Genomic DNA, 22,579 nt, shown 5'->3' on the forward strand with positions numbered 1-22,579 from the left:
ATGGCCGTCGCGACCGGAAATTCCTTCGCCAGCCGTTTCGGCGTCCATATCGCCGTGCTGATCTTCGTCACGATCTGGACCATTCCGACGCTCGGCATCCTGGTGTCGTCGCTGCGCGTCAAGGACCAGATCATCGCTTCGGGCTGGTGGAACTCCTTCTCCAGTTCCACACAGACCGAGGCCGGCCGGCTGCCGGCTGCCTCGACACAGGTCGAGAAGGACGGCAAATTCGTGCTCGCCGGCAACATCTTCGGCGACGGCGCCGCACGCAACATCAGCGCCTTCGGCGTCAAGTCGGCGGCACCGACCCAGTACCCAGCCGGCACATCAGCCGATCTTGGTGACGGCGTCACCTTGCAGCTCAACGCCGACGGCAGCTTCGTCATGTCGTCGCCGAAGGCTTTCGAAGGCGATCGCGGCCAGCGCGTCTATTATGCCTCGTCGGCGCCGCCGAAATTCACCACCGACAACTACAAGACGGTGCTGTTTTCCGAAGGTATCGGGCGGTCCTTCATGAACTCGCTGACCGTCACCATTCCGGCGACCATCATCCCGATCCTGATCGCCGCCTTTGCCGCGTACGCATTGGCCTGGATGCGCTTCCCGGGCCGGGCATTGCTGATAGCGGTCATCATCGGCCTGCTTGTGGTGCCGCTGCAGATGTCGCTAATCCCGCTGTTGAAGCTCTACAATGGTGTCGGCACCTTCTTCGGCGTGCCGTCGAAGACCTATCTCGGCATCTGGCTGGCGCATACCGGCTTCGGCCTGCCCTTCGCCATCTATCTCCTGCGCAGCTACATTGCCGGCCTGCCGCGCGAAATCATGGAATCGGCGCGCATCGACGGCGCCAGCGACTTCGAGATTTTCGTCAAGATCGTGCTGCCGCTGTCGTTCCCGGTGCTGGCTTCTTTCGCCATCTTCCAGTTCCTGTGGGTGTGGAACGACCTTCTGGTGGCAATGGTCTTTCTTGGCACGGAAGCCGACCAGATCGTGCTGACGGCGAAGCTCAACGCGCTGCTCGGCTCACGCGGCGGCGACTGGGAAATCCTGACGACTTCGGCTTTCGTGACCATCATCGTGCCGCTGATCGTCTTCTTCTCGCTGCAGCGCTACTTTGTTCGCGGGCTGCTTGCCGGCTCGGTGAAAGGAGGCTGAGACGATGCAATCCGCTTTGAAGGCCAGTTCGAAGCCAGACCTTGCCGCCGATCGCGACTGGTGGCGAGGCGCGGTGATCTACCAGATCTATCCGCGCAGCTACCAGGACTCGAATGGCGACGGCATCGGCGACCTCAAAGGCATCGTCAGCCGCCTCCCCTATATCGCGTCGCTCGGCGTCGACGCGATCTGGATCTCGCCCTTCTTCAAATCGCCGATGAAGGACTTCGGCTACGACGTGTCGGATTATTGCGACGTCGATCCGATGTTCGGCACGCTGGCCGACTTCGATGCGCTGACCGCCGAAGCACACCGGCTCGGGCTGAAGGTGATGATCGACGAGGTGCTTTCGCACACCGCCGACATCCATCCGTGGTTCAAGGAGAGCCGTTCGAGCCGCAACAATGCAAAGGCGGACTGGTATGTGTGGGCGGATGCCAGGCCGGACGGCACGCCGCCCAACAACTGGCTGTCGATATTCGGCGGCTCGGCCTGGCAATGGGACACCAGCCGGCAGCAGTATTACCTGCACAATTTCCTGGCCGAGCAGCCGGACCTGAACTTCCACAGCCACGCTGTCCAGGACGCGCTGCTCGATGTCACCCGCTTCTGGCTGGAGCGCGGCGTCGACGGGTTCCGGCTCGACACGATCAACTTCTACTTCCACAGCCAAGGCCTGGAGAACAACCCGGCCCTGCCGCCGGAGGAGCGCAACGACCAGACCGCGCCGGCGGTCAATCCCTACAATTATCAGGACCATCTCTACGACAAGAGCCGGCCCGAGAACCTCGGCTTCCTCGAACGCTTCCGCGCCTTGCTCGACGAATATCCGGCAACGGCGGCGGTCGGAGAAGTCGGCGATTCGCAGCGCGGGCTGGAAGTGGTGGCGGCCTACACCGCCGGCGGCAAGCGCGTGCACATGTGCTATTCCTTCGACTTCCTGGCGCCGGAGAAGATCAGCGCGGCCAAGGTCCGCTCGGTTCTGGAAGCCTTCGGCAAGGTTGCTAGCGATGGCTGGTCGTGCTGGGCCTTTTCAAACCATGACGTGATGCGCCCGGCCTCACGCTGGGCCGCCGACGAAGCCGATCAGACGGCCTATCTGAAGGTGATCTCGGCACTGCTGATGTCCTTGCGCGGCTCGGTCTGCATCTACCAGGGCGAGGAGCTTGGGCTCAGCGAAGCCGACCTGCGGTTCGAGGACCTGCAGGATCCCTATGGCATTCGCTTCTGGCCGGAGTTCAAGGGCCGAGATGGCTGCCGCACACCGATGGTGTGGGACAGCAGCGCCAGGAATGGCGGCTTCTCCTCGGCGAAGCCCTGGCTGCCGGTGCCCGGCAAGCACCTCTCGCAAGCGGTCAATGTCCAGCAGGGCGACGACCGTTCCCTGCTTGAACACTACCGCCGCTTTCTTGCTTTCCGCCACAATCACCCGGCGCTGGCCAAGGGCGATATCAAATTTGTCGAAAGCCAGGGCGATACCGTTGCCTTCACGCGCCGCGAAGGCAACGAACAGATCATCTGTGTATTCAATCTTGGGGCCAAGCCCGCCGAGGTTGACCTTGGCGGCCAATCGCTACAACCTTTGCCGGGGCATGGATTTTCGGGACAGACCGGCGGTGGCGCCGTCCATCTCGGCGGCTACGGTGCCTGGTTCGGACGTATCGACTAATTTTTGAGACTTACTGGGAGGTAATCATGGCCGATGTCACACTAAGACAAGTGAAGAAATCCTACGGCAATCTGCACATTCTCCACGGCATCGATCTCGACATAAAGTCGGGTGAGTTCATCGTCTTTGTCGGGCCCTCGGGATGCGGCAAGTCGACATTGCTGCGCTCGATCGCCGGGCTTGAGGAAATCAGTTCCGGCGAACTGAAGATAGCCGGCGAAGTGGTGAATGACGTGCCGCCATCGAAGCGCGGCATCGCCATGGTGTTCCAGTCCTACGCGCTCTATCCGCACATGACGGTCTACGACAACATGGCGTTCTCGATGAAGATCGGCAAAGAGAACAAGGCCGAGATCGACCGGCGGGTGAAGCAGGCGGCGGAAATCCTGCAGCTGACCAAATATCTCGACCGCTTGCCCAAGGCGATGTCTGGCGGCCAGCGTCAGCGCGTCGCCATCGGCCGCGCCATTGTGCGCAACCCCAAGGTGTTTCTGTTCGACGAGCCCTTGTCGAACCTTGACGCGGCACTTCGCGTTGCCACTCGCATCGAGATCGCCAAGCTCAAGGAATCGATGCCCGCCACAACGATGATCTACGTCACCCACGACCAGGTCGAGGCGATGACGCTGGCCGACCGCATCGTCGTCCTCAAGGAGGGTCATATCGAGCAGGTCGGCACGCCGATGGACCTCTACAAGAAGCCTGGCAATCTGTTCGTGGCCCAGTTCATCGGCTCGCCGGCCATGAACATCCTGCCGGGAACTATCGACAAGACCGGCAATCCGACCATCATCAGCCACGTCGGAGGCCGCAAGGCGACCGTTCCGATCGCAACGCCGGCTTCGGCGAAAGGTGCCGCGGTAAGCTTCGGCGTGCGGCCGGAGGATCTGATGATCGCCACTGGCGCCGACTATCTGTTCGAAGGCAAGGTGGATTACGTCGAACAGCTTGGCGAGGTCCAGCTGGTCTACGTCGATATCGGCCGTGCCGATCTGCCGTTGGTGACCAAGCTGCCGGGCAATGTCGAGGTCAAGCGTGGTTCGACATTGCGGCTGAGCGCCAACGCGGAGGACCTGCATATATTCGACGCGGATGGACGTTCGTTCGCGATGTATGAGGCGGAAGCAAAGGCGGCCTGACACAGATCGCAAAAACAAAAACGGCGGGCATGGCCCGCCGTTTTCGTTTTGGAATGGTGTTCAGCGCTTAGCGGCCGAACAGGTTCCGGTCGCTGCCCTGAGGGGCGGACGACTGAATGTCGCCCGACGAATTGAGCAGCTTGTAGACAGGCGACGAGGAGCGGACCGACGCCGTATGCGTGGTGTCGACGTTGACAGTTGCCTGCTTGTTGATGTCGGTCCCGCCAACATTGTCATTGTGGGCATAGGCGCTGCCAGCGGCGATCAGAAGAGCGGCGGCAGTGAGAACAATCTTTTTCATTTTTGATACTCCGGTATGTCTTGATGCCGAAGCAATAGACCAGCCATCGCTTCGGCAATCGGCCTGTTAGCGGCCGAAGAGGTTACGGTCGCTGCCCTGCGGGGCAGGCGTCTGAGTGGCAGCAGCCGACTTGTCGATCGAAGCGGTATAGGAGCTGTCGACCGAAGCAGCAGGCTGGTTGGCGCCATTGGAGCCAAAGTTGTCGCTGCCGGCAAAGGCGCTGCCGGTGATGGCCAGAACGGCGGCGGCGGCAATAAGGAACTTGTTCATTTTAAGTACTCCTGAATTTCTGGATTTTGCCAGGGCGGCGGGTGGGCCCGCCGGCCGCTGGAAATCAACTGTTAGCGGTTGCCGAAGAGGTTGCGATCGCTGCCCTGAACAGGCGTCTGAGCGACCGGCTCCGACTTCTGGACGGACGCCGTGTACGACTTGTCCACGGACACCGCCGGCTGGTTGGCTCCGTTGGAGCCATAGTTGTCGCTTGCTGCGAAAGCGCTGCCGGAAATGGCCAGAACGGCGGCGGCAGCAATGAGGAACTTGTTCATTTTAAGTACTCCTGAATTTCTGAATTTCGCCAGGGCGGCGGGCGAGCCCGCCGTCTGCTGGGGATCGGCTGTTAACGGTTGCCGAAGAGGTTACGGTCGCTACCCTGGGCAGGCGTCTGAGCAGCCGGCTCCGACTTCTGAATAGAAGCGGTGGACGAGCTGTCGACAGCAGTGGCTGCACCGTTGGAACCGTAGTGGTCGCTGCCATTAGCGAAGGCGCTGCCGGAAATGGCCAGAAGGGCGGCGGCAGTGAGGATGATCTTTTTCATTTTTTTGTACTCCAGTATCTTAGTTTTCCGTCCGTCTAGCGGCGTGTCTTGGAAGGAATTCGCGTCGTTCGGACAGCCCCGATGTGGGAGAACCATCCCGCCTTTTCCAATCACGAAGTTGTTCCATTGGGGCGTGATTTTGCTGCTTGAAATTGCGTCACGGGCTTCCCACACGCTAAATTTTCTTCGTATTATCAGACAGTTATGCCCCAATGCCTGGTCCACCCTGCCAAGGACTCATGCGCCGGCGTTCACACCGTCCTGCACGCACTGTCAACAGAAACGAACCGTTCGGTTCGATTTTAGAAGATGCTAATAGTCACTTTTCGAAACTGTTAACCTTTTTTAACCCCATGATGGCTCGGATTTGAAGGAATCACGGCAGGCGGCACCTGTCGGAAAGATGGGGCGTTCGCCGCGCAATCGCCAATCGCACCCTTTCGTGCGCGTGTCGCGCCCACATGGATACGATGTCGCATTCATGCCGATGACGCGCCCGCGATCATGATTAGATGCTCGTCATCTCAGGTGCCGCTTCGTGACGACGAAGTGGAGAATTGGGAAGCCGGTCAAAGTCCGGCGCTGCCCCCGCAACGGTGGTGGAGTTCAAGTCGCAACGGGAGACCACTGGGCGAAAGCCTGGGAAGGTGTCGCGACCGTCCGCAAGGACACTCCAGAGCCCGGAAACCAGCCCGAGATGTTTAGACTCGACTGATCGCGGTGGGCGCTCAAGAGGTGGATAGTGCATGTCCGGCGCACCGCCGGCCTGCGGTCGATCCTCCCTCCATCACCACCAGTTCAGTCATTAGAGCGACGCGTATCCGCTTGGACGCACAACGTACGCTCTAGGTTTTGAACCGGCGCATCGTGCTTTCCGAAAATTTCGGGCCGATGCGATGAATATGAGGACAGGACATGGACGCACGCAACGACATGCTGAGGCTGCTGCAAAGCCGCAAGAGCGGTTTCTCGCTGGAGCAGCCCTTCTACACCGATCCCGACTACTTCAAGCTCGACATGGAGCTGATCTGGTATCGCGACTGGCTGTTCATCGGCCATGATTGCGAATTGCCGAAGCCGGGCAGTTTTGTCACGGCGCAGATCGGCGACTATCCGGTGGTGCTGGTCCGCGACCAGCAAGGCAAGATCAATGCCTTCCACAATTCCTGCCGCCATCGCGGCAGCCGTGTCTGCAACACCGAAAAGGGCACGGCGGCCAAGCTTGTCTGCCCCTATCACCAATGGACCTACGAGCTGGATGGCCGGCTTTTGTTCGCCCGGCAGATGGCCGACGGTTTCGACAAGAGCCAGTTCGGGCTGAAACCCGTCGCTTGCGAGAGCGTCGGCGGCTACATCTTCATCTGCCTGGCCAGGGAGCCGGCGGATTTCGCGCCGATGCGGGCGATGATCGAGCCTTATCTTCTGCCGCATCGCCTACGTGAAGCAAAGGTCGCCTTCGAGAGCACCATTATCGAGAAGGGCAACTGGAAGCTGGTCTGGGAAAACAACCGCGAGTGCTACCACTGCGCGGCCAATCATCCAGAGCTCTGCAAGACCTTCCCGGAAGCGCCGACCGTGACCGGCGTCAATGGCGCCGACAGCGACCCGGAGATGGTCGCGCACTGGGCGAAGTGCGAGGCAGCCGGCCTACCGAGCAAGTTCCGCATTGATCCGGCCGGTCAGTATCGCGCCACCCGTGCGCCGCTGCTTCGCGATGCTGTCAGCTACACGATGACCGGCAAACTGGCGGTGAAGAAGAACCTCTCCGACGCCGTCTCCGCCGACCGGATAGGCACCTTGATGCACTATCACTACCCGACGACCTGGAACCACATCCTTATCGACCACGCGGTGACGTTCCGGGTGCTGCCAATCAGCGCCACTGAAACGGCGGTGACAACGAAGTGGCTGGTGCACAAGGACGCTGTCGAAGGCGTCGACTATACAATCGACGGCCTTACGCATGTGTGGACCGAGACCAACGACCAGGACCGCCGCATCGTCGAGGAAAACGCTTTCGGCATCCTGTCTCCAGCCTATGAGCCTGGCCCCTATTCGGAGCTGCATGAGGGCGGCGTGATCCAGTTCGTCGAATGGTACGCGGGTTTCATGGGCCCACGCCTTGCCGAAGGCGGCCGACCAGCATTGCGTAGCGTTGCCTAGAGCAATTCCAGGAAAAGTGTGTAACGGTTTTCCGTCCGGAATTGCGTAAAAACAATGAGTTAGAGCGGGTCAGCGATTCTATCAAACGCTGAACCGCTCTAGCGTAAAAGGGACAAGAGGATGAATTCAATGACGGATCTTGGCCTCTATCGCCATCTCGACCAGATGGCGCCCTGGAACGACCGGCTCCAGGTGCTGGAAGTGATCGGCGTCAGTGACGAAGCGCCTGACGTCAAGACATTCACCTTCCGCTCCGACAACCAGACCTGGTTCCGCTACCAGCCTGGGCAGTTCGTGACACTGGAATTGCCCACGGCTGACGGGCCGCTGATGCGTACCTACACGCTGTCGTCTTCGCCATCGCGGCCGTTCTCGATCGCGGTGACCGTGAAGGCGCAGGCCGGCAGCATCGGTACACGCTGGATGTTCGACAATCTGGTGCCGGGCGTGCACGTCAAGGCCTATGGCCCGGCCGGTGATTTCTCGCTGCACAGCCACCCGGCGGCCAAATACCTGTTCATCTCCGCCGGGTCCGGTGTAACGCCGATGATGTCTATGCTGCGCTGGCTGAATGATTGCGCACCATGGACCGATGTCGGCTTCGTCAACTGCGCACGGCGGCCCGAAGAGATCATCTTCCGCAAGGAGCTCGAGCTCCTCGGCAGCCGCATGCCGGGCCTTTCCCTCGGCTTCATGATCGAGGAGCGGTCCAGCCGCGAGGGTTGGTTCGGCCATATGGGCCGCATCGACGCGATACGGCTGCCTTTGCTGGCCCCTGATTTTCGCGAACGTGCGATCTTCTGCTGCGGCCCCGATCCTTTCATGCGTGCGGTGCGCGGCATGCTGGAAGCCTCCGGTTTCGACATGGAAAATTACCATCAGGAGAGCTTTGCCGCGCCCGCCGTCGAGGAAATCCCGGCGCCATTCGCATCACCTCCGGAAGGCGGTGCCACGGTTCCCGTCGAAGCCGCGACGCCGGTCCGCTTCTCGCTTTCGGATGTCGACGCCGAATGCGTCGCCGGCCAGACAGTGCTGCAGACAGCGCGCGCCTCTGGCGTGAGAATCCCGGCTGCCTGCGAGTTTGGCCTGTGTGGAACCTGCAAGGTGAAGAAGATCGCCGGCGAAGTCGAGATGAGTCACAATGGCGGCATCCTCGATCACGAAATCGAGGATGGCTTCATCCTCGCCTGTTGCTCAAAGCCGATTTCGGCACTCGAAATCGAGGCGTAGCGGCTGGAGACGCCGCATCCAGCACCCGACTGCCTCCGGATATCGTGCTGTACGCCCGGCTGCCCGCTATCTTGCCAAAACGCCGGCAAATGGTTAGACGCCTTGCAACGGCTGGGCGCGGCCGTGACGGCCGACGATTGTTTTCCGAGGCCACCTTTGGGCGGGGAACAATGATGCAGCAATCCGGCATCTACGCGGTTGCAAGCAAGGATATCGTTTTCGAATCCTTCGATGGCGAGGCTGTTGTCCTCGATCTGGCAACCGGGAAATATTTTGGCTTTTCAGATTCAGGCAGCAGGATCTGGGAGGCGCTGTCATCCGGCGTGCCGGCATCCGAGCTTATCGATGCCGCGACTGCTGTGGGAACAGTCGGCGCGGGTGAGATCGACAGCTTCATCGGGCAGTTGCTCGAATTCGGGCTGCTGGTGCCAGCATCCGGTGCACCGGCGCTGCTTTCGAGCGAACTGCTGACGCAACTCGCCCAGGCACGCGAGCCGCTCAAGGTCGATCTCCATGACGACCTGGCCGACCTTATCGTGGTCGACCCCATCCATGATGTCGAGGAACCCCTCGGCTGGCCTGCCGTGAAGCAGGCCACCTGAGCACCTTGGGCGCCCCACGGCAGCAAATCACCCTGGAGAGCCTGCCGGACTACGCACGCCACGTGCTTGCGGTGGCGGAAAGCCGCGCCGCAAGCTACCCCCTAACCAGCCAGATCAAGCTGCCTCGGCTGGAACTGACGGCGCATCTGGGGCCTGGCGCATTGGCGGATGCCATTGGCAATGCCTTTGTTCCGGTCCGGGCAGACGAGGCGGAAGCCGGCGCCTGCGGTGTCTTCATCACCCATGCCGGGATCGAGGGCATTCCCGCGCCTGCCACCTGGGGCAACCAGCTCTATATCCCGCATGCATTCGCCACCAGGCTGGCGGAGGCCGGGCTGCGCGGCAGCTATTTCCACGATCTCGATTTCTGGCAGTTCTACGACCCCGAACGCCATGTCGGCGCGCAACTGATGATGTCGGCGGACGGCTTCCCGCCCTGGGAGCCGGGCGCACCCCTGCGCGCTTTCCTGCATTGGGAATACGCGGCACGCGGCATGCGGCTGACCCATGCAGGCACCCTGGGCCTGAATGGCAAAGGCATCCTTCTTGCCGGGTCTGGCGGGGCCGGCAAATCAGGGACCGTTGTCGCTGGCCTGCTCAACGGACTCGATAGTGTCGGCGATGACTATGTGCTGATCGATCTGAACGACGGCGTGACCGCGTATCCGCTGTTTGCCACGCTCAAGCAGGATCCCCGAGGTTTCGCCCGATTGGGATTGAAGCAGCGGCTGAAGTCCTACGACCCGCTCAATTGGCAAGGGAAACATCAATTTCGCGTCGATGATATCGCGGCGCGGCCGATACCTGCGAGTCTGGACATTGCTGCGTTGATGGTACCACATATCAGTGGAAACCTGGAGAGCTCAATCGTGCCTGTATCGCGCAAGGATGCCATGATCGCACTGGCGCCGTCCGGCATCTCACAGATGCCCGGCGAACGCGAAAGCGGCTTTCGCTTCTTCAGCCAGCTCACCAGCCTGTTGCCATGCTACCGGCTGTCGCTGGGGACACAGCCGGCTGAGATCGCCGCAACGGTTTCCGATTTCCTTGCTCGGGGCGATGCATGACACTGAGCGTCATCATGCCTGTCCACAACCGCGAACACTATGTCGTTTCCGCGTTGCGGTCCCTGCTCAGGCAGCGCGGCGATGCCGACCTGGACATCATCGTCATCGATGACGGCTCGACAGATGGCACCAATGACGCCGTGCGCGCGCTGGCACGGGAGACATCGTGCATCCGTCTTTTCCAGCAGGCCAATCAGGGGGTGGCCAAGGCGCGCAACGCGGGCCTGGAACAGCTGCTGCCGGGCACGCAATACGTGTCTTTTCTCGATTCCGACGACATTTCCCCGGCTGGACGCTTCAAGGCCGACCTCCCCTGTTTCGCGGACGACCCCGCGCTTGAGCTTACCTATTCGTTGATGAGCGAGGTTGACGCCATTGACGACGACGCTCTGGAGCCCGCCGCCAACTGCCGTTCCGTGACCACGCGCGGGGTCTATCTGGGGGCAGGGATCTTCAGCCGAAGGCTTGTTGACCGCACCGGCGGCTTTGACGACGCCCTTATCCAGGCGGAAGATATCGACTATCTGCTGCGCGTATTCGAAAGTGGCCCCCGGTTCGCCCTGCCCGATACAATAGCGATTTACTACCGGCATCACTCCGGCAACATGACCAAGCAGGGCGACGTCAAGCGCAGGGAATATCTGCGCGCGATCCAGAAATCGATGCGCCGGCGCAAGGCCGATCCGTCGCTACGCTCAGTCGAAGGGGTTTTCGAAATGAGGAGCCCCGCCGACTGGCGGGTTGCTTGACATGATTTGCACGGATTGGCCCGGTTCTCGTGCGGGAGCACAATGGCGGCATGGAGGTGCGCGGTGAAACTGAGCGTCATCATGCCGGTCTATAACCGCGAGCATTTCGTCGGCTCCGCGCTCCGCTCGCTGATCAGGCAGCGCGATGATGTCGACCTCGACGTCATCGTCATCGACGATGGTTCAACCGATGGCTCGGCGGCGGTGGTGCGGTCCTTGATCGGAGAAAGCACATGCATTCGTCTGTTCCAGCAAGCCAATAGCGGAGTGACCAAGGCGCGCAACGCCGGGCTGAGACAGTTGCTGCCGCAGACGCAATACGTATCCTTCCTCGATTCTGACGACATTTCCCCGATTGGCCGCTTCAAGGCGGACCTCGCCTGCTTCAGCGAAGACCCCGACCTTGAAGTGACCTATTCACGCATGACGCTGGTCGACAAGCTCGACAATGAGACGCTTGAGCCGGCCGTCGACAGCAATTGCATCACCGTGCGGGGGATTCATCTTTCGGCGGGAATTTTTACCCGCGACCTCATCGACCGCAGTGGCGGTTTTGATGAGGATTTCAGGCAAGCGGAAGACACCGACTTTTTGCTCCGTGTGTTCGAGAGCGGCCCGAAATACGCCATGCCCGATACGGTGGGACTCTACTACCGACGCCATCCAGGCAACATGACCAAGGAAGCCGAAGTGCCTTTTCGTGAATTCATGCGTGCCATCCACAAATCGATAAAGCGGCGCAGGGCCGATCCTTCGTTGCGCAAGGTCGAGGGGATCTTCGATTTCAGGGAACTCGCACATTGGCGCTTCCTCTGATGGCTGGTTATGGCGTCGTCATTCCCGCCTTCAACGCTGCCGCGACCATCGCCGCGACATTGAATTCGGTGCTGGCGCAGACGGTCAAAGCCAGCGCCATCATCGTCGTCGATGATGGCTCGACCGACGATACGATTGCTGCAATCGGAGCCTTGAGCCTGCCGGTGACCGTGCTCAGGCAGGAGAATGCGGGGCCCGGCAGTGCCACCACCAGAGGCTTCGCGGCGCTGTCCACCCCGTTCATAGCCACGCTGGACGCCGACGATCTGTGGCTGCCCAACAAGATCGAAAAACAGCTCGCCCATCTTGACCATCATCCCCAGACGTCGGGTGTCTTCACGCATTGGCAAAATTTTCGCGATGACCGGCCTGATTTGCCGGAGGGGAACAGTGTAGCCGGCTGGTCGCGGACAACGATGATGATCCGCCGAGAGGTCGCCGAGGCCGTTGGCCCGATCATCGATCCGCAAGGCGGGCGCGGCGATATGGTCGATTGGATCGCCCGTGCGCGCGAGGCCAACTTCAGGCTGGATATGCTGGACGACATCCTGGCTCTGCGCCGCATCAGGCCCGGCAGCCTGTCATATGGCCGCGACCCGGCACGCGACCGAGGCTATCTCGAGGTCGTTCGGCTGGCCATGCAGCGCCGGGCGCAAAACAAACTGGACGCTGGCTGATGGCCAAGGGACTTCGCCGCATCAGCAAACGCTTTCCCGACTATGGCTGGTCGTGGCCGACGGGCAAGCTCGACCAGTTGCTCAAGGCGGCACTGCTTCCTGATGAGGACGCAGCCTGCCAATACGCGGCGCGTTGGCTCGATGAAAACGACATCGACCTCGTTTCCTTCCGCGAACACCGGCTGCTGGCGGCGATTTCCGACCGGTTTGGCCGCAGGCTCGCCGGCCACTCCGCCTATCCTCGCCTTGTCGGCCTGCAGAAGATGCTTTGGACCAAGTCGCGCATGGCCATGCGCGAAGCCGAGCCGGCACTGAAGGCGATGGTCGACGGCGGCGCCGACATCATGCTGATCAAGGGCGCCAGCCGCATTGCCGTCAATGCATCGGCGCAGCGCGGCCGGGTGGCGCATGACATCGACATCTTGGTGCGGCCGCGAGACATGACCACGGTCTTCGACATCTTGCGCGGCCGCGACTGGCAGATCGCTTCCGGCGTCAGCCCGCAATATTTGCGGACCCGGCTGCCGTCGCTGCGGTCGATGAATTTCTTCAAAGGCAGTTTCGGCGACATCGACCTGCACCAGCTCGGCTATGACGGGTCGCAGCCGAGCGCGGAGGATGACGTGGCGATCTGGGCGCGGGCCATTCCAGCCGCATTCAGTGGCGTCAGTGTGTTCGTCCCCTCCCCGGCCGACCGCATGACCCTGGCAATCGCGCATGGCGGCCTTGACGCCCACACACACAGCGATTGGCTGGTCGATTGCGCGGTCGCCATCCATGGCGGCGATGTCGATTGGGATGTTTTCACCGATATCGTCAGCAGGCGCGGCATTGCCGTCGCCGCGGCGGTGGCGCTTTCCTATCTCGGCCTGGACATCGGAATTCCAGTTCCGGAGGCTGTGCTGGCAAGAACAGTCGAGATGGCGGACCGTGCCGGCCTGTCGCGCTGGTCCGCGCTGTTGCAAGCAAAGCCGCGCACGGATTTCGGCAACCTTGTCTGGCTGTCGCGCGGATTTGCCAAGCAGTTGCGCCTGAAGCGAAAGAGGGGCCGGCCACGGCAAGCGCCGCCTGCGAGCGCCTGGCGCGGCAGATTGGCGAGGCGCAAGACCGATGTTTCACCGGCATCAATGGTGTTCTCGCAAATCATCCCTTGCCCGCAGGCGAGCGGAGACATGATGCTGGATCTCACCGTCAGGATCGATGTTCCACCGGTCCGGCGCCGCATCGAGATGGAGATCAATGCCGGCGACGACCATATCGCCCGGCTGCGCGCCATGGTCATCAGCCGGTCCGGCAAGGAAAGGGTGCTCCGCTTTCGCGGCAGGGTGACACTGGGCGGCGCAGGACGACCTTTGGTGCTTGAGGCGCGGCCTTCACGCCAGTTTCGCGAATGGGACAATGCGGGGACCGTCGCCGCCTATGGGGCGCTGCCATTCCAGTTGCTGTCGGCGGAATTCTCGCCAGCCAGTTGATCACGGTGATGTTAGGGATCAGACTCCGTAGCGCTCCGTGCGGATGACCTCCGGGGCGATGCCCGCATCGATCAACGCCTGGGCAGCGGCCGAGACGAAGGCGTTCGACCCGCAGACAAAGGCAAGCCTGGGCGGTGCGGGCAGCCGCCCTATCGCCTGCACCATCATGGCGACATCGACGCGCCGCGCATAATCGCTTGGACGCCGGGCAGGTTCACGCGTCAGCGTCAGCACCAGATTGAAGCCATCCTTGCGATCGTCGAGACCGATCAATTCGTCGCGAAAGATCACCTCATCCCAGATCCGCGCCGAAAACACCAATGCGACCGCCACCGCCGATTTCCGCGCGGCGCGATGGCGGACCATGGACATCAGGGGGACCACGCCCGAACCGCCGCCAACGAGCAAAAGCGGCCCTTCATCGCTGCTGGACCAGACGAAATGGCCGCCCAGCGGCCCGCGCAGCTCGACCTCGTCACCGACCGCCGCCACGTCATGGAAGAACGGCGAAACCTCGCCGTCTTCGAGTTTTTCGATGGCCAGTTCGATCGTCTCCCCGGCTTCCGGCGCGGAGGCGATGGAATAGGAGCGGCGCGCCTGATAGCCGTCCGGCGCGGTCAGCCTGACATCGACATGCTGCCCGGCCAGGTAGGCGAACGGGCGCGAGGGCTGGAAAAAGAAACTGGTGACACGCGGCGTGCGTTTTTCAACACGGCTGATGATCGCTGTCTGCCAGGGCGACTGCGCCGCCTCGCTCATGGATCGTTCGTGTAGCGCTGCTCGCGCCACGGATCGCCATAGATATGATAGCCGCGCAATTCCCAGAAGCCGGGTTCATCGCGCGCGGTGAACTGCAGCCCGGTAAGCCACTTGGCCGATTTCCAGAAATAGAGATGCGGCACCAGCAGCCGCGCGGGTCCGCCATGGTCCGCCGTGATCGGCTTGCCTTCGTAGAGCAGCGCCACCATCGCCTTGCCGATGGTGAGATCTTTCGTCGGCACATTGGTGGAATAGCCGTCGAAGGAATGCGCCAGCGTGAAATCGGTCGGCGGCTCGATGCCCGCATCAGCCAGAATGTCGTCGACCAGGACGCCTTGCCAGGGCGTATCGAACTTGGTCCAAGCCGTCACGCAATGGATGTCGCGTGTCATCTTGCTCAACGGCAGGGCGTTGAACTCGGCCCAATTCCATTTCTTGATCGGGCGCGGCCCGTGCTTGAGCGTGAACGACCAATCCTCGGCGCGCACACGCGGGGTAGGCCCCGCCGACAGGACGGGAAATCCCTGCTCCAGATACTGCCCGGGCGGGATGCGGGCATCGTTGTCGGTTGGCGGTCGTCGTCCGGAGAAGCCGCGCGTGACCATCGGAACAATCTCTCTGTGCAAGGCCGCATGTCGGCCTCACCCAGTCTTCTCGAAGATGCCCTGGCGGGCAACAGGAATTTTTGGCCGGAAGCGGCAAACTCATGGCTGGCTTGCCGCTTCCCTGTTCATCCAGGCGCCGTTCAACCGTTGGCGAAAGGCACCGCGACGTAGATTTGTCCGCTGCCACGCTCGACCAGCAGCAGCACCGACTTCTTGCCGGATTTGCCGGCTTGCGCGATCGCCTGCGTCGCCTGTCTGGCGCTCTTCACCGGTACCTGATTGACGCCAACGATGATGTCGCCGGGCTGGATGCCGGAAGCAGCCGCTGCCTTGTCAGGATTGACCCTGGCGACCAGCGCGCCATGCTGATTGGCGGCAAGGTTCATCTGCTCGCGCACATCAGGGGTGATATCCATCAGGCCGAGACCGATCGCCGGAATACGAGAGCCCTCCTCGGTAGCAGGAGCACCGGAGCCGTCCGTCACCGAAGCCGTCTTCACGTCATCGCCGTTGCGTCCGACATCAACGGACATGTCGACAGCCTTGCCTTTGCGCCAGACGCCAAGCGGCTCCTTGGCGCCGGGCGAGACATCGGCAACGGCCCGCGACAGATCCTTGGGGTCCTTGATCGCCTGGCCCGCGAAGCTGGTGATGACGTCGCCGGTTTCGACACCGGCCTTGGCGGCCGGCGAGCCGTCATTGATCTGCGATACCAGCGCGCCGCCAGGATGATCGAGCCCAATGGCGCTCGCCACATCCGGCGTCACCGGCTGGATCTCGACGCCGAGATAGCCGTATTGGATGGAGCCGTCCTTCATCAGCTTGGCGACCACTTTTTGAGCCTGGTCCGACGGGATGGCGAAGCCGACACCGACACTGCCGCCGTTGGGCGAATAGATCGCCGTGTTGATGCCGACCACATCGCCGTTGGTATCGACCAGCGGCCCGCCGGAATTGCCATGATTGATCGGCGCGTCGATCTGGATGAAATCGTCAAACGGCCCGCTGTGCAGATCGCGGCCACGCGCCGAGACGATGCCAGCCGTAACCGTGGTGCCGATGCCGAACGGATTGCCGATCGCCAGAACCTGGTCGCCGGTCATCAGCTTGTCGGAATCGCCCCATTTGACAGTCGGCAACGGCCTCGAGGCCGAAATCTTGAGAACCGCGAGATCGTTCTTGGCGTCGCGGCCAACCAGCTTGGCGGGAAGTTCCGTGCCGTCGTCGAGCGTAACCTTGATCGACTGCGCGCCGTCGACGACGTGATTGTTGGTGACGATGGTGCCGTCGGCAGCGACAATAAAGCCCGACCCAAGCGCCTCTGAGCGCTGCGGTTGTTGTTGTTGAGGCGGTGTCCTTGGGCCGGGCATGCCCTGGTCGCCGAAGAACTGGCGGAAATAGTCATCGAAAGGCGAGTTGCCCGAGAAAGGGGTGGCGTCGCTCGTCGCTTCGGGCTGCGCTTTCATGATGGTGGTGACCGTCACCACGGCCGGCTTGTCGGCGGCGACGATCGGGGCAAACGAGCCGTTGGGCGCCGTCACCCCGGCAACGGGCGTCATCGTGCCGGCCTGGGCGTGATTTGCCCTGACGACCGAAAACGCGACAGGGCTGATGATGAGCGCGGCGCCCAGCAATGCGGCGACGCGATGTCCGCGAAGAATCTGGAGGGATGACATGGTCGTTGTCCATGCGAGAAATTGGTCCGGCACCGTGGCTGTCGCGGGGTGCAAAACAGCCCATTCGGCGTATCGGCCTTCGGGACCGCCGGTCTCGCATTTTTGCGGCAGCCGACCCGGTCGACAACCTTCATCTAGGACGCAGTTGCGGGCGAAATAGGTTTTTCCTGATATATTACAAAGATTTAATTCTTCGGCGCCGCAAGCATGGCCGACCTCGCGGTGGTTTCCTCAGCCCAACTGGAACCGCTGCGAAGCTCAAATCCTGCCGTTTCGCCTGAGATAGGCGCTGGCCAGCTCGCGCATCCGATTGCCGTCGAAGCTCGGCCCGTGACCGCCGTGACCGATGCGGATCGGCAGGTTCAGCAAACGCTGCATCGTTGTGTAATAGGCCGACTTGTCGGAGTCCGGCAGGTCGTCGATCAGCCAGCTGTCGTAGATGGCGTCGCCGCTGAAGAACAGTCCGTCCGCTTCATCGAACAGGGCGATCGAGTCCGGCGAATGGCCGGGCAAGTGCAGCACCTGGAACTGGCGATCGCCGAGATCGACGATGTCGCCTTCGTCCAGAATCCGCGTCAATGGGGCCGGCGGAATGGTGTAATCCGTGGCCTTCCAGCCCCCTGCCGGCAGTTTCGAGACGGCATCGTCAAGATTGTGAAACATGTAGGCGTAGGTGACGGCCTCGTCCATGGTCTCGAATTGCGCCGCACTTTGCCTCGGCCCTGCCCGCAGCGGAAATTCGTGCAGCGAACCGACATGGTCGAGATGGATATGGGTGGCGACGACCAGCAGCGGCTTGCCCGTCTCCGTTTCGATCTCAGGCGCCAGCGGGCAGATGCCCATGCCGGTGTCGACCAGCAGGTCGGCATCGCGGCCGCGCAGATGCCAGATGTTGGCGCGCACGAAATCATGCACGAACGGCTCTGTCAGCATCGTCGTCTTGTCGTCGACGATGCTCTTGCTGAACCAGCTGTCCATCAGAGAGCCGGCATCAAACGAAGGGCTTCCCGACCCTGTATTTCTCCGGAACCAGCCGCTTCAGATAGGCCATGCCGGCCTCGGACAACTGGTTGACGTCAGGCTTCATGAAATCGTCCGGCATGTGGCGCGTTTTGCCGGCTACGTTTTTCAGCGGCACCTTCTTCAGGACCGTTCTTGTGCCATCATATTGCAGCGCCACGGAACCGCCGCCCTGTTCGGCGACGCCGACCGCGAAAGCTCCAGCGTCAAAAGCTTCCTGCGCGTCAACCGCACTGATGGCGCCGACATAGCCGCGCGGCATGTAGCCTAGCGCGTCGACGCGGGCCCGCTTGCCCGGCAGTCCTTCGGCCAGCGCATGCTCAAGTGCCGCGGTCAGATCGCTGCCCGACAGTTTGACATTGCCATGCGCGTCGCGTTCCAGCTTTTCCGGCGGCACCAGGCTTTCGACCAGCGCCTTGCCGTCGGCGGTGCTGACGCCCTCCGACACAGCGACGATGCAACGCTTGTGGCGGTCGAGCGAGGCGCGCACATCATCGATGAAGCCTGCTGCCGAGAACGGACGCTCCGGCACGTAGACAAGATGCGGGCCACTGTCGGGATCAAGCTGCCATGCCGCGGCCGCTGCGGTGAGGAAGCCGGCATGGCGGCCCATGACGATGCCGACATAGATGCCGGGCAATGCGCGGAAATCGAGATCGACGGACAGAAACGCGCCGGCGACGAATTCGGCCGCCGAAATGAAACCCGGCGTGTGGTCGTTTTCCTCGAGATCATTGTCGATGGTTTTCGGCGCATGGACAAAGGCGATCGAGCCGGCGGCGGCATCGGTCAGGATCTGCTGCGTGCCTGAGGTGTCGTTGCCACCGATATAGATGAAGGCGTCGGCGCCGGCTTTCTTCAGCCCGTTGAGGATCACGTCGCAATAAGCCGCATCCGGCTTGTCGCGCGTCGAGCCAAGGGCCGCGCTTGGCGTTCCCGCGATCAGCCGCAAGCGGTCCTCGGGGATGGCCGAAAGGTCGACATAGTTGCCGTCACGAATGCCGCGCACGCCGTGGATGGAGCCGAGAACCTTGGCGCCGGGATGCCGCTTGCGGATCTCCAGCGTCGCCCCGACCATCGTCTGGTTGATGACGGCGGTCGGACCGCCGCCCTGTGCGATGACAAAAGTTCCGGCCATTCCTGACGTCTCCCGAGCGATGAATTTACAGGCACATTCGCCTGTCTTGCGGCATCGCGCAACGGGAGAACCTGAGCATGATCCCGAAAAGTGGCAACCGGTTTTCGGAAGAGATCATGCTCAAGCAGAAGAAGGAAACCGCTTGGGCGGCTTGCGGCTCAGACGACGACGACCGGGTTTTTCTTGGAGACGCGGCTGTAGAGGTCGATGATGTCCTGATTGATCAAGCGTACGCAGCCCGACGACATCGCCTGGCCGATGCTCCACCACTCGGGCGAGCCATGGATGCGGTAGCCGGTATCCCTGCCGTCCTGAAAGATATAGAGCGCACGCGCGCCGAGCGGATTGGACAAGCCGCCGGGCTGGCCGGCCTGCCATTTAACCAGTTCCGGCTTGCGGGCGATCATTTCCGGCGGCGGTGTCCAGGTCGGCCATTCCTTGCCGTACTGAATGTTGGCGCGGCCTGACCAGCGGAAGCCGTCCTTGCCGATGCCGACGCCGTAGCGGATCGCGTCACCGCCCGGCTGCACCAGATAGAGCATGCGTTCCTGCAGGTGAACGACAATGGTGCCGGGCGCCTCGCCGGTCTTGTCGACGACGATCTGGCGGCGGAACTCGGGCTTGACCTTGAGATAGGGCACCTCAGGCACATTGAAGCCACCATCCGTCAGCGAAGCATACATCAGGTCGGGGCTGGTGACGTGCTTGTCGACGCTGATGCTTGGCCGGATCGGCCGCACCGAGCCCGTGACGGTATCATCGAGTTCGAGCGCCGGAAGACCACCACCGCCCGAGGTCGAGCACCCCGCGACACCGAGCAGGGCCAGGGCGCCTGCCCCGGACAGGATGGCACGGCGGGAAAGAAGAATATCGGTTTCGATTGCGTCGCCATCTCGCGGCGGCGTCAGACCTTGCGGCAACTCACGCATATACCAAACCCTACGCTGTCGGCGGGAAGCACGGTCCGGCCGGATAGCAGGCATTTTCAACAATCATGGTTGATAAAGCGTGAAGGCCTTGTGCTGCCTGCGTTTGGGGCGGCGATGGGCCGGCCACCACTGTCGGGTTGGGAGGATCGGGCACAAAATGACCTCGGTCAGGTCATAATACCGGCATCGAGGCTTTCTACCTCTCGGACCGCGATCGAGGGGAACCCATGTGCAACAGCTTAAAAACCGACATCAAGCTTTTTGCCGCTGCCATTGCCGCGGCCGCCCTGGTGCTTGGTGCCAATGTCAGCCTCGCCGACATCGTGAGCACGATCAGCGGCGTGAACTGACACCAAGCTGCCTTTGGCGCAATTGAATTGAGGGCAACCCCAGGAAAACCGCGCCTGGCCTTGCCTCAGGAAATTGCGCAAAAAAAGAAAAACCCAGCCTCTTTACATTCTCCCCACCTCAAGGATTTATCCTCTTCTTTACGCTCAAAGGAGACGAGCATGTCCTTCGAAAACTGGGCCGCCTTTGCCGCCGCGTCGACCATTCTTCTTGTCATTCCGGGCCCGACCATCCTTCTGGTCGTATCCTATGCGCTGGGCCAGGGCTGGCGCACCGCGCTGCCGATGGCGGTCGGCGTGGCGCTGGGCGACTTCACCGCAATGACCCTGTCGATGCTGGGCATCGGCGCGCTGCTGGCGGCTTCGGCCACCGTCTTCACCATCTTGAAGCTGATCGGCGCCGGTTATCTGATCTATCTCGGCATAAAGCTGTTTCGCGCCGGCGGCTCACTGAAGGCTGAACCGCGTACCGACGCGGTGTCCTCGGTGAAGATGATGGCGCATGCCTGGTTGGTCACCGCGCTCAACCCGAAGAGCATCACCTTCTTCGTTGCCTTCCTGCCGCAGTTTCTCGACCGGCACGCCGATTTCTGGACGCAGATGCTGATCTTCGAGACCACCTTCCTGGCGCTCGCCTTCGCCAATGCCTTCGGCTACGCGCTGATCGCGGCACGGGCGCGCAATGTCGTGCGCAGCCCGAAGGCGATCCGCATCTTCAACCGCACCGGCGGTACGCTGCTTGTCGGCGCCGGTATAGCCACGATGGCCATGCGTTCAGGCAACTGAGAGCGTATCAGCTGCCTATCACCTGCGCAGACTTCTGCTTGGCGTTCCCGTTGTCGATGCTTTAGGGTCGGTTTTCGCGCAGCTTCGGGGGACGAGGCATGTCAATCAGGGACGAATTCGGACTGACCTTTTCGGGCGCCACGCAAGCTGGTTTTTCACCCTACAGTCAGGCTGTGCGGGAGTTGCAGTGTTTCATCGGTGACCCTGTCGGTTCCGCCGACCGCGCCATCGCGGCGGATCCCGGCTTCGTCATGGCGCATGTGTTCAAGGGCTATCTGTTCGGCCTCGCCACCGAGCGCGAGGCAAGCGCCATGGCCAAGGCATGTCACGAGGCGGCGCTGCCGCTGGCTGCCAACACGCGCGAGCAGGCGCATGTCGCCGCCCTCGGCCATCTTGCCGAGGGGCGCTGGCATGAAGCCTCCCGTATCCTGGAGGACATCACCATCGACCATCCGCTCGACCTGGTAGCGCTGCTGACGGGGCATCAGGTCGACTTTTTCACCGGCAATTCGCGCATGCTGCGAGACCGCATCGGGCGCGCCTTGCCGTCCTGGAAAAGCGGCATGCCGGGTTACCATGCCGTTCTGGGCATGCAGGCCTTCGGGCTGGAGGAGACAGGCGATTATATCAGGGCCGAGAAACTCGGACGGATGGCGATCGACATCGAGCCTCGGGATGGCTGGGCCCAGCATGCGGTTGCCCACGTCATGGAAATGCAGAGCCGGCAAAAGGATGGCATCGCCTGGATGCGCGCCAATCCGGATGCGTGGACCAGGGAGAGCTTCCTGCAGGTGCACAATTGGTGGCACCTGTCACTTTTCCACTACGACCTCGGCGAGACCGGCGAGGTGCTGGCGCTCTATGACGGCCCGATCTACGGCACGCCGTCGACGATGGCACTCAACATGGTCGACGCCTCGGCGATCCTGTGGCGGCTCTTTCTCGGAGGCGTCGATGTCGGCGACCGCTGGACGACACTCGCGGACAACTGGCAGAAGGCCGGCGGCGGCAACTATGCCTTCAACGATGCGCACGCGATGATGGCCTTTGTCGGCGCCGGCCTCCACGCACAGGCAAGCGGCCTGCTCGACGCGCAGCGCGAGGCAATGCGAGCCAGCGACGACAATGCCGCCTTCACCCTGGAAGTCGGCCACCCCTTGACGCTCGCGATCAAGGCCTTCGGTGACGGCAACTACGCGGAAACGGTGCGGCTTATCCGGCCCATTCGGGCGATTGCGCACCGCTTCGGCGGCAGCCATGCCCAGCGCGACGTCATCGACCTGACGCTGATCGAGGCGGCGTTTCGCTCCGGCGACCACCCCCTGGCGCGGGCGCTCGCGGCCGAACGCGCGCTGGCGCGGCCGGACAGTCCGCTGTCGGCATTGTTCTCGCGGCGCGCTTTCGATTTGTCTGAGAATTGACCCGAAGCGGATCTTGCCCTAAAAACTGGCTGGCCATATTTTTT

General features: G+C 62.0%; 24 protein-coding genes and 1 riboswitch. Of the genes, 14 read left to right on the top strand and 10 right to left on the bottom strand.

Annotated elements, in window-relative coordinates; genetic code table 11:
• Genes GA829_RS01970 through GA829_RS01980 form a run of 3 tightly spaced genes read left to right on the top strand, consistent with a single transcriptional unit; the run spans nt 1 to nt 3,963 of the window.
• On the top strand, nt 1-1,155 hold the full coding sequence (locus tag GA829_RS01970; protein WP_195176915.1) for a carbohydrate ABC transporter permease: 1,155 nt from the start codon (nt 1-3) through the stop codon (nt 1,153-1,155).
• A 4-nt stretch (nt 1,156-1,159) separates the two neighbouring features.
• A complete protein-coding gene (gene bglA / locus GA829_RS01975) occupies nt 1,160-2,824 on the top strand; it encodes a beta-galactosidase BglA (RefSeq protein WP_195176916.1) in 1,665 nt (554 codons plus the stop codon).
• Between the two features lie 26 nt (nt 2,825-2,850).
• Entirely contained in the window at nt 2,851-3,963 is a 1,113-nt protein-coding gene (locus GA829_RS01980; protein ID WP_195176917.1) for an ABC transporter ATP-binding protein, read from the top strand.
• 67 nt (nt 3,964-4,030) lie between these two features.
• Here GA829_RS01980 and GA829_RS01985 read toward each other — a convergent pair whose 3' ends face one another.
• From GA829_RS01985 to GA829_RS02000, 4 genes are all read right to left on the bottom strand, one after another.
• Entirely contained in the window at nt 4,031-4,264 is a 234-nt protein-coding gene (locus GA829_RS01985) for a DUF680 domain-containing protein (RefSeq protein ID WP_195176918.1), read from the bottom strand.
• 66 nt (nt 4,265-4,330) lie between these two features.
• Complete coding sequence (locus GA829_RS01990; protein WP_195176919.1) at nt 4,331-4,534, bottom strand: DUF680 domain-containing protein; 204 nt, start codon at nt 4,532-4,534, stop codon at nt 4,331-4,333.
• 71 nt (nt 4,535-4,605) lie between these two features.
• Complete coding sequence (locus GA829_RS01995) at nt 4,606-4,809, bottom strand: DUF680 domain-containing protein (protein ID WP_195176920.1); 204 nt, start codon at nt 4,807-4,809, stop codon at nt 4,606-4,608.
• A gap of 71 nt (nt 4,810-4,880) precedes the next feature.
• The gene (locus GA829_RS02000; RefSeq protein ID WP_195176921.1) at nt 4,881-5,078 is read right to left on the bottom strand and encodes a DUF680 domain-containing protein; all 198 of its coding nucleotides are present in this window, start codon (nt 5,076-5,078) and stop codon (nt 4,881-4,883) included.
• Nucleotides 5,079-5,587: 509 nt separating this feature from the next.
• Nucleotides 5,588-5,788, top strand: a riboswitch (cobalamin riboswitch).
• A gap of 205 nt (nt 5,789-5,993) precedes the next feature.
• Between GA829_RS02000 and GA829_RS02005 the strand changes: the two genes are divergently transcribed.
• The 8 genes from GA829_RS02005 (at nt 5,994) to GA829_RS02040 (ending at nt 13,854) form a co-directional block, all read left to right on the top strand.
• On the top strand, nt 5,994-7,241 hold the full coding sequence (locus GA829_RS02005) for an aromatic ring-hydroxylating oxygenase subunit alpha (RefSeq protein ID WP_195176922.1): 1,248 nt from the start codon (nt 5,994-5,996) through the stop codon (nt 7,239-7,241).
• A 129-nt stretch (nt 7,242-7,370) separates the two neighbouring features.
• Nucleotides 7,371-8,471 (top strand): FAD-binding oxidoreductase, encoded by a 1,101-nt coding sequence (locus GA829_RS02010; protein ID WP_195176923.1) that lies wholly within the window; start codon nt 7,371-7,373, stop codon nt 8,469-8,471.
• Nucleotides 8,472-8,641: 170 nt separating this feature from the next.
• The gene (locus GA829_RS02015) at nt 8,642-9,073 is read left to right on the top strand and encodes a PqqD family protein (RefSeq protein ID WP_258052089.1); all 432 of its coding nucleotides are present in this window, start codon (nt 8,642-8,644) and stop codon (nt 9,071-9,073) included.
• A 5-nt stretch (nt 9,074-9,078) separates the two neighbouring features.
• The gene (locus tag GA829_RS02020) at nt 9,079-10,140 is read left to right on the top strand and encodes a serine kinase (protein ID WP_195176924.1); all 1,062 of its coding nucleotides are present in this window, start codon (nt 9,079-9,081) and stop codon (nt 10,138-10,140) included.
• The gene (locus GA829_RS02025) at nt 10,137-10,889 is read left to right on the top strand and encodes a glycosyltransferase family 2 protein (RefSeq protein WP_195176925.1); all 753 of its coding nucleotides are present in this window, start codon (nt 10,137-10,139) and stop codon (nt 10,887-10,889) included. Before GA829_RS02020 ends, GA829_RS02025 begins: the two co-directional genes overlap by 4 nt.
• Before the next feature lie 63 nt (nt 10,890-10,952).
• Nucleotides 10,953-11,705: a glycosyltransferase family 2 protein gene (locus GA829_RS02030; protein ID WP_195176926.1), complete on the top strand. Its 753-nt coding sequence runs from the start codon at nt 10,953-10,955 to the stop codon at nt 11,703-11,705.
• The gene (locus GA829_RS02035; RefSeq protein ID WP_258052090.1) at nt 11,690-12,382 is read left to right on the top strand and encodes a glycosyltransferase family 2 protein; all 693 of its coding nucleotides are present in this window, start codon (nt 11,690-11,692) and stop codon (nt 12,380-12,382) included. Before GA829_RS02030 ends, GA829_RS02035 begins: the two co-directional genes overlap by 16 nt.
• Nucleotides 12,382-13,854, top strand: coding sequence for a nucleotidyltransferase family protein (locus tag GA829_RS02040; protein WP_195176927.1), 1,473 nt, complete (start codon nt 12,382-12,384; stop codon nt 13,852-13,854). The genes GA829_RS02035 and GA829_RS02040 overlap by 1 nt, the downstream gene beginning before the upstream one ends.
• Before the next feature lie 18 nt (nt 13,855-13,872).
• Here the strand turns inward: GA829_RS02040 and GA829_RS02045 are convergent, their stop codons facing one another.
• The 6 genes from GA829_RS02045 to GA829_RS02070 form a co-directional block, all read right to left on the bottom strand.
• Nucleotides 13,873-14,613: a ferredoxin reductase gene (locus GA829_RS02045; protein ID WP_195176928.1), complete on the bottom strand. Its 741-nt coding sequence runs from the start codon at nt 14,611-14,613 to the stop codon at nt 13,873-13,875.
• Nucleotides 14,610-15,218 (bottom strand): molybdopterin-dependent oxidoreductase, encoded by a 609-nt coding sequence (locus GA829_RS02050; protein ID WP_195176929.1) that lies wholly within the window; start codon nt 15,216-15,218, stop codon nt 14,610-14,612. The genes GA829_RS02045 and GA829_RS02050 overlap by 4 nt, the downstream gene beginning before the upstream one ends.
• A 140-nt stretch (nt 15,219-15,358) precedes the next feature.
• Nucleotides 15,359-16,894 carry a DegQ family serine endoprotease gene (locus GA829_RS02055; RefSeq protein WP_195176930.1) on the bottom strand — a complete coding sequence of 512 codons (1,536 nt, stop codon included), beginning with the start codon at nt 16,892-16,894 and terminating at the stop codon, nt 15,359-15,361.
• Nucleotides 16,895-17,152: 258 nt separating this feature from the next.
• Complete coding sequence (locus GA829_RS02060) at nt 17,153-17,872, bottom strand: MBL fold metallo-hydrolase (protein ID WP_195176931.1); 720 nt, start codon at nt 17,870-17,872, stop codon at nt 17,153-17,155.
• Nucleotides 17,873-17,885: 13 nt separating this feature from the next.
• Nucleotides 17,886-19,052 (bottom strand): diphosphate--fructose-6-phosphate 1-phosphotransferase, encoded by a 1,167-nt coding sequence (locus GA829_RS02065; protein ID WP_195176932.1) that lies wholly within the window; start codon nt 19,050-19,052, stop codon nt 17,886-17,888.
• Between the two features lie 158 nt (nt 19,053-19,210).
• Nucleotides 19,211-19,981 carry a L,D-transpeptidase gene (locus tag GA829_RS02070; RefSeq protein ID WP_195176933.1) on the bottom strand — a complete coding sequence of 257 codons (771 nt, stop codon included), beginning with the start codon at nt 19,979-19,981 and terminating at the stop codon, nt 19,211-19,213.
• Nucleotides 19,982-20,208: 227 nt separating this feature from the next.
• Between GA829_RS02070 and GA829_RS36515 the strand changes: the two genes are divergently transcribed.
• The 3 genes from GA829_RS36515 (at nt 20,209) to GA829_RS02080 (ending at nt 22,535) form a co-directional block, all read left to right on the top strand.
• Entirely contained in the window at nt 20,209-20,331 is a 123-nt protein-coding gene (locus tag GA829_RS36515; protein WP_258052091.1) for a hypothetical protein, read from the top strand.
• 159 nt (nt 20,332-20,490) lie between these two features.
• Nucleotides 20,491-21,114, top strand: a complete 624-nt coding sequence (locus GA829_RS02075) for a LysE family translocator (RefSeq protein ID WP_195176934.1) — start codon at nt 20,491-20,493, stop codon at nt 21,112-21,114.
• A gap of 98 nt (nt 21,115-21,212) precedes the next feature.
• Complete coding sequence (locus GA829_RS02080; RefSeq protein ID WP_195176935.1) at nt 21,213-22,535, top strand: tetratricopeptide repeat protein; 1,323 nt, start codon at nt 21,213-21,215, stop codon at nt 22,533-22,535.
• Nucleotides 22,536-22,579 lie beyond the last annotated feature (44 nt).

Source organism: Mesorhizobium sp. INR15 (assembly GCF_015500075.1).
In the GTDB taxonomy this organism is placed as follows: domain Bacteria; phylum Pseudomonadota; class Alphaproteobacteria; order Rhizobiales; family Rhizobiaceae; genus Mesorhizobium.

Excerpts from the sequence above, each read along its gene's own strand:
- GA829_RS01970 (WP_195176915.1), top strand. The coding sequence starts at position 1 with ATGGCCGTCGCGACCGGAAATTCCTTCGCCAGCCGTTTCGGCGTCCAT.
- bglA (WP_195176916.1), top strand. The coding sequence starts at position 1,160 with ATGCAATCCGCTTTGAAGGCCAGTTCGAAGCCAGACCTTGCCGCCGAT.
- GA829_RS01980 (WP_195176917.1), top strand. The coding sequence starts at position 2,851 with ATGGCCGATGTCACACTAAGACAAGTGAAGAAATCCTACGGCAATCTG.
- GA829_RS01985 (WP_195176918.1), bottom strand. The coding sequence starts at position 4,264 with ATGAAAAAGATTGTTCTCACTGCCGCCGCTCTTCTGATCGCCGCTGGC.
- GA829_RS01990 (WP_195176919.1), bottom strand. The coding sequence starts at position 4,534 with ATGAACAAGTTCCTTATTGCCGCCGCCGCCGTTCTGGCCATCACCGGC.
- GA829_RS01995 (WP_195176920.1), bottom strand. The coding sequence starts at position 4,809 with ATGAACAAGTTCCTCATTGCTGCCGCCGCCGTTCTGGCCATTTCCGGC.
- GA829_RS02000 (WP_195176921.1), bottom strand. The coding sequence starts at position 5,078 with ATGAAAAAGATCATCCTCACTGCCGCCGCCCTTCTGGCCATTTCCGGC.
- GA829_RS02005 (WP_195176922.1), top strand. The coding sequence starts at position 5,994 with ATGGACGCACGCAACGACATGCTGAGGCTGCTGCAAAGCCGCAAGAGC.
- GA829_RS02010 (WP_195176923.1), top strand. The coding sequence starts at position 7,371 with ATGACGGATCTTGGCCTCTATCGCCATCTCGACCAGATGGCGCCCTGG.
- GA829_RS02015 (WP_258052089.1), top strand. The coding sequence starts at position 8,642 with ATGATGCAGCAATCCGGCATCTACGCGGTTGCAAGCAAGGATATCGTT.
- GA829_RS02025 (WP_195176925.1), top strand. The coding sequence starts at position 10,137 with ATGACACTGAGCGTCATCATGCCTGTCCACAACCGCGAACACTATGTC.
- GA829_RS02040 (WP_195176927.1), top strand. The coding sequence starts at position 12,382 with ATGGCCAAGGGACTTCGCCGCATCAGCAAACGCTTTCCCGACTATGGC.
- GA829_RS02045 (WP_195176928.1), bottom strand. The coding sequence starts at position 14,613 with ATGAGCGAGGCGGCGCAGTCGCCCTGGCAGACAGCGATCATCAGCCGT.
- GA829_RS02050 (WP_195176929.1), bottom strand. The coding sequence starts at position 15,218 with ATGGTCACGCGCGGCTTCTCCGGACGACGACCGCCAACCGACAACGAT.
- GA829_RS02055 (WP_195176930.1), bottom strand. The coding sequence starts at position 16,894 with ATGTCATCCCTCCAGATTCTTCGCGGACATCGCGTCGCCGCATTGCTG.
- GA829_RS02060 (WP_195176931.1), bottom strand. The coding sequence starts at position 17,872 with ATGGACAGCTGGTTCAGCAAGAGCATCGTCGACGACAAGACGACGATG.
- GA829_RS02065 (WP_195176932.1), bottom strand. The coding sequence starts at position 19,052 with ATGGCCGGAACTTTTGTCATCGCACAGGGCGGCGGTCCGACCGCCGTC.
- GA829_RS02070 (WP_195176933.1), bottom strand. The coding sequence starts at position 19,981 with ATGCGTGAGTTGCCGCAAGGTCTGACGCCGCCGCGAGATGGCGACGCA.
- GA829_RS36515 (WP_258052091.1), top strand. The coding sequence starts at position 20,209 with ATGTGCAACAGCTTAAAAACCGACATCAAGCTTTTTGCCGCTGCCATT.
- GA829_RS02075 (WP_195176934.1), top strand. The coding sequence starts at position 20,491 with ATGTCCTTCGAAAACTGGGCCGCCTTTGCCGCCGCGTCGACCATTCTT.
- GA829_RS02080 (WP_195176935.1), top strand. The coding sequence starts at position 21,213 with ATGTCAATCAGGGACGAATTCGGACTGACCTTTTCGGGCGCCACGCAA.